At 37.1% G+C, this 6,774-nt stretch carries 12 protein-coding genes; 5 read left to right on the forward strand and 7 right to left on the reverse strand.

Going from position 1 to position 6,774, the window contains the following annotated elements; all coding sequences use genetic code 11:
- Window positions 1-74: 74 nt before the first annotated feature.
- From FJR04_RS16825 to FJR04_RS16840, 4 genes are all read right to left on the reverse strand, one after another.
- The gene (locus FJR04_RS16825) at window positions 75-371 is read right to left on the reverse strand and encodes a 2Fe-2S iron-sulfur cluster-binding protein (RefSeq protein ID WP_168496812.1); all 297 of its coding nucleotides are present in this window, start codon (window positions 369-371) and stop codon (window positions 75-77) included.
- Window positions 372-503: 132 nt separating this feature from the next.
- A complete protein-coding gene (locus tag FJR04_RS16830) occupies window positions 504-641 on the reverse strand; it encodes a photosystem II reaction center protein K (RefSeq protein WP_006195022.1) in 138 nt (45 codons plus the stop codon).
- A 75-nt stretch (window positions 642-716) separates the two neighbouring features.
- Window positions 717-1,853 (reverse strand): tRNA guanosine(34) transglycosylase Tgt, encoded by a 1,137-nt coding sequence (gene tgt, locus FJR04_RS16835; protein WP_168496814.1) that lies wholly within the window; start codon window positions 1,851-1,853, stop codon window positions 717-719.
- A gap of 138 nt (window positions 1,854-1,991) precedes the next feature.
- Window positions 1,992-2,462: a hypothetical protein gene (locus tag FJR04_RS16840; protein ID WP_168496816.1), complete on the reverse strand. Its 471-nt coding sequence runs from the start codon at window positions 2,460-2,462 to the stop codon at window positions 1,992-1,994.
- 224 nt (window positions 2,463-2,686) lie between these two features.
- Here FJR04_RS16840 and cobS point away from each other — a divergent pair, with 224 nt between their 5' ends.
- The gene (gene cobS, locus FJR04_RS16845) at window positions 2,687-3,466 is read left to right on the forward strand and encodes an adenosylcobinamide-GDP ribazoletransferase (protein ID WP_168496818.1); all 780 of its coding nucleotides are present in this window, start codon (window positions 2,687-2,689) and stop codon (window positions 3,464-3,466) included.
- Between the two features lie 239 nt (window positions 3,467-3,705).
- On the opposite strand, the gene FJR04_RS16850 is transcribed toward cobS, so the two are convergent.
- The 3 genes from FJR04_RS16850 to FJR04_RS16860 all read right to left on the reverse strand — a co-directional run bounded on the left by FJR04_RS16850 (window position 3,706) and on the right by FJR04_RS16860 (window position 5,162).
- Window positions 3,706-3,954, reverse strand: coding sequence for a hypothetical protein (locus FJR04_RS16850; protein ID WP_168496820.1), 249 nt, complete (start codon window positions 3,952-3,954; stop codon window positions 3,706-3,708).
- 65 nt (window positions 3,955-4,019) lie between these two features.
- Window positions 4,020-4,676, reverse strand: a complete 657-nt coding sequence (locus tag FJR04_RS16855) for a hypothetical protein (RefSeq protein ID WP_168496822.1) — start codon at window positions 4,674-4,676, stop codon at window positions 4,020-4,022.
- Between the two features lie 15 nt (window positions 4,677-4,691).
- Window positions 4,692-5,162 (reverse strand): J domain-containing protein, encoded by a 471-nt coding sequence (locus tag FJR04_RS16860; protein ID WP_168496824.1) that lies wholly within the window; start codon window positions 5,160-5,162, stop codon window positions 4,692-4,694.
- Window positions 5,163-5,578: 416 nt separating this feature from the next.
- On the opposite strand from FJR04_RS16860, the gene FJR04_RS16865 reads away from it, so the two are divergent.
- The 4 genes from FJR04_RS16865 to FJR04_RS16880 form a co-directional block, all read left to right on the forward strand.
- On the forward strand, window positions 5,579-5,800 hold the full coding sequence (locus tag FJR04_RS16865) for a hypothetical protein (RefSeq protein WP_168496825.1): 222 nt from the start codon (window positions 5,579-5,581) through the stop codon (window positions 5,798-5,800).
- Between the two features lie 17 nt (window positions 5,801-5,817).
- The gene (locus FJR04_RS16870; protein ID WP_168496827.1) at window positions 5,818-6,219 is read left to right on the forward strand and encodes a type II toxin-antitoxin system VapC family toxin; all 402 of its coding nucleotides are present in this window, start codon (window positions 5,818-5,820) and stop codon (window positions 6,217-6,219) included.
- A 93-nt stretch (window positions 6,220-6,312) separates the two neighbouring features.
- A complete protein-coding gene (locus tag FJR04_RS16875) occupies window positions 6,313-6,570 on the forward strand; it encodes a hypothetical protein (protein ID WP_168496829.1) in 258 nt (85 codons plus the stop codon).
- Window positions 6,567-6,774, forward strand: a 208-nt coding sequence (locus FJR04_RS16880) for a type II toxin-antitoxin system PemK/MazF family toxin (RefSeq protein ID WP_168496831.1), incomplete at its 3' end; no start/stop codon positions are given. The genes FJR04_RS16875 and FJR04_RS16880, both read left to right, overlap by 4 nt.

The following is a 6,774-nucleotide window of genomic DNA, read 5'->3' on the forward strand; positions in this document are numbered from 1 at the left end:
AATAGCATCATAGATGACAGAGTTAATCCAAATTTTTTAGTTGATAAATCCTCATCTGGATTTCAACTCAAAATTTAAGGTTTGGTGACGACGCTAACGGGACCGTTCACTAGGGTTTGACAGGCTAAACGGTAGTTATCAGGCTTGTTTTTGAATTTTTTATTTTCCACATCTGTGCGCGGAGAGAGGTTTTCCAGTCCTTCGGTAATTTGCACAATACAAGTAGCGCATTGTCCAGCGCCACCGCAATTGGTCATTTTGCCGATAAATTTATAAATATCAATGCCATTTTCTATGGCTTTGAGTCGGAGATTAGCGCCATTTGCGGCGACTATTTCTTTATTCTCTTTGACAAATTTAATGTTTCCCATAGTAGATTCCTGGTAATTGAGGATGTGACTGAATTAATTATATGGATTTATTGCAAAATATTAAGAAATATTAATGATCAAAAAAATAGGACAGGTATGTGTAGCCTGTCCAAAAAATCGGAGATGGGTAGTTTATCTGAAACCGACTGCTGCTTGCCAAACAAATGCAAGTAACAAGAAGAAGACGGGGATAACTGGTAAAACATCTACCAAGGGGTCGAAGATTTGGTAAGCTTCAGGGAGTTTTGCTAGTAATAGTGCTGCTTCCATGTTTGTTTAAATCCACCTAATATTCCAATCTAGCTTTTATATGTGAGACGTATTTTATCATGTTTCGGTCTACGATCAGTTGTCTGTTTTTTCGAGATCAATTTCTGATGGTTTGAGCCAATGACCAAAATCTGTCACAAAACGATCGCTCAATATTGATTCCCGAATCTTTTGGGTAAAGCGAATCAATTCGGTGATGTTATGAATAGTCAACAAAGTATAAGCTAATATTTCCTGCGATCGCACTAAATGAGCTAAATAAGCTCGACTGAAATTTTTACAGGTGTAACAAGGGCAAGTTGCATCCAATGGTGTAAAATCTTCACGAAACTTAGCATTTTTGATATTCCAGCGTTCACCGGCAACAATGGCTGTTCCATGTCTAGCCCAGCGGGTGGGAATCACGCAATCAAATAAATCTACACCAGAAGCGATCGCGATCGCCATTTCTCGATAAGTCCCCACACCCATCAAATAACGGGGTTTATTCACCGGTAACAGCGGCGCTGTAGTTTGGACAATTTGCGCCATTAAATCCGTTGGTTCACCGACACTGACACCACCAATGGCATATCCGGGCATATCCAACTGCGCCAATTCTTGAGCAGCACGGGCGCGTAAATCTAAATATACTCCCCCCTGGACAATGGGAAACAATGCCTGATCCTGGCGTTGATGGGCTGATATAGAGCGTTTTAGCCAGCGGTAAGTGCGATCAGTTGCGGCTTCTACTTCCTGACGGGTAGCAGGATAGGGAGGACATTCATCAAAAGCCATAATTACATCCGCTCCTAAAATATTCTGAATTTCAATAGAGCGTTCTGGCGTTAATTTAATGATTTGCCCATCGTGAGGTGAGCGGAAAGTCACACCTTCTTCAGTAATTTTCCGCATTTCGCTCAGGCTAAAAACCTGAAATCCACCGGAATCTGTGAGCATGGGACCATGCCAACCCATGAATTTATGTAGCCCACCACCACCAGCAACAATGGCTTCTCCCGGTTGGAGATGTAAATGATAGGTATTAGCTAAAACCATCTGCGCTCCTGTTGCTCCCAATTGGGCAGGGGTGATAGTTTTGACATTAGCCAATGTACCCACAGGCATAAATCGGGGCGTTTCTACAATTCCGTGGGGAGTAGAAAATATTCCGGCTCTGGCTTTAGTCTGGCTACAGGTAGCGAGACTTTCAAAGGAAAAATTGGCACTCAAGGCAAAAATACTATTTCACTAAATTTATCCACCAACTTAACATTTTCGCTGCTGTTTAACGCAGGAGCTTGGTTTTTTGGCTTGTGAGGGTGAGACCCTACAATCTACTATTAGCCAAGAGGATGTATGATTTTTTAGTTAGAAAGAATCACAACAGTCGTCATCAATTTCTGCATCCCATCTAGCTGCTAAGATTTGATCCATCATTGCTTCTATAGCAGTGCAATTAAATTGGCGATTTCTGCGAAGTTCGCTATCGCGTCTTTCTTGCAAGGTTGTAGAAAGAGGAATCAAACGCAAACACATCTGCTCCTGCATCAAATCGAAGTAGGTTTCTTGCTGTGGAGATTGTTTTAATTCCAGATAATCAAAACTAGCCACATTCAGATATAGTGCATTGTTAGCGACTAGGGTAGACCTAGATGGATTAGTAAATACTTCCATCACATCACCGTCACCCTCACTCAATAGCTTATTATCTTGGGTGTAGATGTAGTGGACTCTACCTAAATCATTCAGCAATCGTCGGATATCGAGTTTGTTGACAATAATGCCGGTGTTGACTATGCACGGTGCTGGTATTTTAGTGTCGGGTAGATGATGACTCATAGAGAAATAGCGGGTTATGGAAGGTAAGTGACAACGCAGCCAAACAGTCAATGAGATAGATTGTTAATTCCCTATAGTTCCAAAATATCAAGTTTAGGAAGCGATCGTCTGATCATCTGAGGTAAATTGTCAGTCGGGACATCATTTATGGCGTTTTCTGTGATGAGAACACTTATATTCATGAATACTCGAAGTATTTTGGCTAATTAAACTCTATCTAAAGTATGGCTAACGTTTTGCGCTGGTGGCAACAGCAATTCTTACATTTAGTTGCGGCTGTGATTTTCTATACTGCCATACCCTTACCATATCTCCAAAATTTGGATTTCCAAAAGGTAGCTTGTTTTGCGCCGGTGATTGGGTTGATCATTGGTGGTATTTTGGGTGGATTAGATACAGGGTTGCATTATTTGGGTGTCCCAGTGCTAACTCGTAACGCTTTGGTTGTGGGTGTGTGGATAGGAATCACGGGAGGATTGCATTTAGATGGTGCAATGGATACTGCTGATGGTTTAGCCGTGGGTGATCCTCAACGCAGGTTACAGGTGATGATGGATAGTGCTACTGGTGCGTTTGGGGCAATGGTGGCTATTATAATTATTATTTTGAAAACTACTGCTTTAACAGAGATAGGTGAAAATCATTATTTGGTATTAATGGCTGCTTGTGGGTGGGGACGTTGGGGACAACAAATAGCGATCGCCTGTTATCCTTATCTTAAACCTACTGGTAAAGGTGCGTTTCATAAACAAGCGATTCGTTCTTATTTAGATTTATTACCAAGCTTCTTTTTGCTGCTGGGTTTGAGTGTTGTTGTTTGGTTAATTAATCCCCAGAAGTTAGTTTTATCTGTGGGGATGGTTTTGGCTGGGTGTGTGATTTCTGTTGTTACCGCAGCTTGGTTTAATTATAAATTAGGTGGACATACTGGGGATACTTATGGGGCTGTGGTGGAGTGGACTGAAGCTTTATTTCTGTGTGTGATTAGCAGTATTTATGCTTAGGTGGCAGTATGAAAAAAATCAGGTTTTTGCGTAGATTTTATGGAGAATCCAGTTCAACATTATTGAAAGCTTTATTGTGTAAGCATTTCATGGAAACTATGGGTATAATTGTTTATAAACCTTGTCCTGTAAAGTTTTTATTTTAATGAATCCTTAATCACCATAAAAGAGACGCAAAAGCCAAAATTCAATAATAAAAGTGTTCTATTTTAACTACAGTCAATCAACTTTTGTCCCAATTATTTGGTTTCTATCTTAGATTTTCTGCTGATTAGTATAGCTTTTATGTTTTCAGTCAACCATATACCATCAGGCTCATCAAAAGGAATATTAAATACTTGTGTTTCTCTTTTAGGAATTGGGTAAGATGCGTCTAAATTGTGTTCTGTCCAAATAACTTGTACTATATTTGTTTCTGTATTCCAGGAATAGTAGTATTCATCCTTCGTATTTTCAGAATTTTTCTGAGTTTGGTAGTCAATAATCATTTTTTATTTATTTTCCTTTCAAGAACTAGCAAATAATGTAATAGTGTTATGGAAAAAGAATATCTTTACCAGTTTGTCTCGTACTTTTTTTCTTTTGCGAAATGTTTTAATGTAGCTCTTGTCACACTTTTTTGATTAGAAATAACCCATTGATGATATTCGGTATGGACATCTTCACAAAGAGGTAAAAGATTCTTTACATCAGTTGCGAGATCCGGTCGTTCACTAACTCCTTCAATATGATGGATATGGCATTTAATACCTTTTTGAAAACGTTTTAGAGTTAGGGTGCAATGTTTAGAATTTTTCTTAACATATTGCATGGCTTGAATTTGTTCTTTATCTAATTCTATACCTCGCAACATCGAATCTTTAAATACATCAGAATTATTTGCTAAAAATGCCGATATATATGCTCTTGCAGCTAAATATTGAATTTTTTTCTTTGGATTTTCTTCTCCAAGTGTATCTAAAAGTACATCTATGCCAATATGTTTAATATATAAACTATCATCTATATTTAAAACGTATTGTTGAATAAATTTTAAGTGAGATTGAATTATATTAATTGCATTTTGTTTACTTTGAGTTAATAAAACACCATGCATTTCACTAGTAGGAAAATAAGTTTTACCATTTATTAACTTCATCAAAGTAAATAATTTTTTAAATTTACTAAGTTGAGTTCGAGATAAATCAGTTTCTATTTCTATGATAGACATAAATTTTATTTTTTATTATTTTCCTAAACCTTCATTGCTGTTAACAAAAGTTCTAGCAATTTCATAGGCATTTGTAAGATTATTCATCTGTTCTTTAGTGCCGTGATTATCGGGATGATAGTGTTTTGCTAATCTATAATAGCGACGCTTTAATACTGACTCAAAATAAGCCCAATCATCTCTTCCTGTTCCTTCAGGTTCATCCTTCATTACTTCTTGTGACTCAAATATTTCATCTGCACCAACCCCACGTTTATAGACGATATCCATCAGCATTAGGTCTAGATCGCTTTTTGCTGAGGATTTAGCTAACTGTGCCTGCAAACTTGCAACTTTACCTTCAAGTTCTTTAATAAGGGCATCTTTTAGAAATTCACCATTTAGCTTTTCACATAACTTCTGCCAACTAGCAGCTTTGACTCCAAAATGCTCTTTAGCTGCCTTAAATTTTTTGTATTGGTTTTTTAGTTGTTCAAGAGTATACATTTTATTGCTATGGAGTAGTTAAGCCATGATAAATTGGAGTAGGAACAATGAGTAAGCTTAATTGTCCTATTCTATGGTGTAGTTATACGTTATTTAATAAGAATACAAAGTATCCACCAGCGCGTATACAGTAATTATACGTAAATATACGATTTAATTAGTAAAAACTTAAAGATATTGAATACTCAGTCAATGTTTATCAAGAAATTAGTGGGATTTCAATTTATTTTATCAAATATCCGTGCCTGAACTCTGTCCGTACATTTTATCTGAATGCAACAGAAACTGGGCAGGTGATCAATTTAGGACTGTTTTACTCAGATATAAGCAGGCGATCGCAATAATGGTAATAATAAGGGATTTCTTGTGGCACAATTAATAGTAATGATGATCACCCAATTTATAGAGGTTAATCCATGCTAAAAACTGTTCAGGGAATTTATAAAGATGGACAAATCCAACTTGCTGAAATACCAAATGGCATTCACGAAAGCACTGTATTAGTTACATTTCTAGAAAACAAAACTAGAACTTGGTCAAATATAATTTTGCAACATCAAGGTTTTGCAGACAGTATTACCCTTGAGTCTTATCGAGATGAATTACTGCCACCTGATGAAACCATATTTTCAGTTTAATATTTTTAATTGAATTTATGCAATATTTACTTGACACTTGTGTAGTAAGTGATTTTGTCAAAGGTGATCCAAATACATTACAACGACTAAAGCTGATTTCCCCTGACGATATTTCTATTTCGGCAGTAACATCAATGGAATTGAAGTATGGATTAGCAATAAATCCCCAACGAGCTATCAAAATTCAACCACTGATTATATCGTTTCTTAATTCTGTTACAGTTTTACCTTTTGCAGAAGCAGAAGCAGAGCAAACTGCTCAAATCAGGAGCTTTCTAAAACAGGCAGGAACTCCGATAGGTGCTTACGATGTACTCATTGCCGCAACTGCAATAACCCATGAACTAATTCTTGTAACTGCTAATGTTCGGGAGTTTGAAAGAATCCCAAACCTGCAAATTGAGAACTGGCGAGATTAACAAGGGATTTCTTGTAGCATAATTGATAGTAATAATGATCGCCCAATCATTTGAGATTAATCCATACCAAAAAATATTCAGAGTATTATAGACATGAATACAATCAGAAGCAAAGTAGTGCAACATTTGGAAGTTATCCCTGATAATAAATTGCCAGAAGTTCTTAGCTTTTTAAATTATCTAGTGTGGCAAAGTGAAAATCCTCAAACTCAAGAAGATACAGACTGGCTAGAAAGTGACTTATCAAGTTTAGAAAAATATGAACCCTATGAATGGCAAGAGGGAGAATTAGAAGAGGGAATACCTGTTAAATTTATCCCTGAAACAGGAGAAATTAAAATAGGTGTATGACAGAGTGTATTTTACAAATTGGCGATGTCGTAACTGCTAAATTTCCTAGTCAGCTTCCCAGTGGAAGAGAACAAGAAGGTTTCAGACCGGCAATTATTATAGGGTTGCCAAGTCGTTTAGGAAAACTACGCTTTCCTCTTGTTTTCGTTGTACCAATGACAACAGATAGAGGGCAAGAATGGGCTGTGAACTCTCCTGATTTAT

Source organism: Anabaena sp. UHCC 0204 (assembly GCF_009711975.1).
Classification (GTDB): domain Bacteria; phylum Cyanobacteriota; class Cyanobacteriia; order Cyanobacteriales; family Nostocaceae; genus Dolichospermum.

What these genes read in the sequence shown, in the direction of transcription:
- FJR04_RS16840 (WP_168496816.1), bottom strand. Translation starts at nt 2,462, where the DNA reads ATGAGTCATCATCTACCCGACACTAAAATACCAGCACCGTGCATAGTC.
- FJR04_RS16870 (WP_168496827.1), top strand. Translation starts at nt 5,818, where the DNA reads ATGCAATATTTACTTGACACTTGTGTAGTAAGTGATTTTGTCAAAGGT.
- FJR04_RS16825 (WP_168496812.1), bottom strand. Translation starts at nt 371, where the DNA reads ATGGGAAACATTAAATTTGTCAAAGAGAATAAAGAAATAGTCGCCGCA.
- FJR04_RS16860 (WP_168496824.1), bottom strand. Translation starts at nt 5,162, where the DNA reads ATGTATACTCTTGAACAACTAAAAAACCAATACAAAAAATTTAAGGCA.
- FJR04_RS16875 (WP_168496829.1), top strand. Translation starts at nt 6,313, where the DNA reads ATGAATACAATCAGAAGCAAAGTAGTGCAACATTTGGAAGTTATCCCT.
- FJR04_RS16830 (WP_006195022.1), bottom strand. Translation starts at nt 641, where the DNA reads ATGGAAGCAGCACTATTACTAGCAAAACTCCCTGAAGCTTACCAAATC.
- FJR04_RS16865 (WP_168496825.1), top strand. Translation starts at nt 5,579, where the DNA reads ATGCTAAAAACTGTTCAGGGAATTTATAAAGATGGACAAATCCAACTT.
- FJR04_RS16850 (WP_168496820.1), bottom strand. Translation starts at nt 3,954, where the DNA reads ATGATTATTGACTACCAAACTCAGAAAAATTCTGAAAATACGAAGGAT.
- FJR04_RS16855 (WP_168496822.1), bottom strand. Translation starts at nt 4,676, where the DNA reads ATGTCTATCATAGAAATAGAAACTGATTTATCTCGAACTCAACTTAGT.
- cobS (WP_168496818.1), top strand. Translation starts at nt 2,687, where the DNA reads ATGGCTAACGTTTTGCGCTGGTGGCAACAGCAATTCTTACATTTAGTT.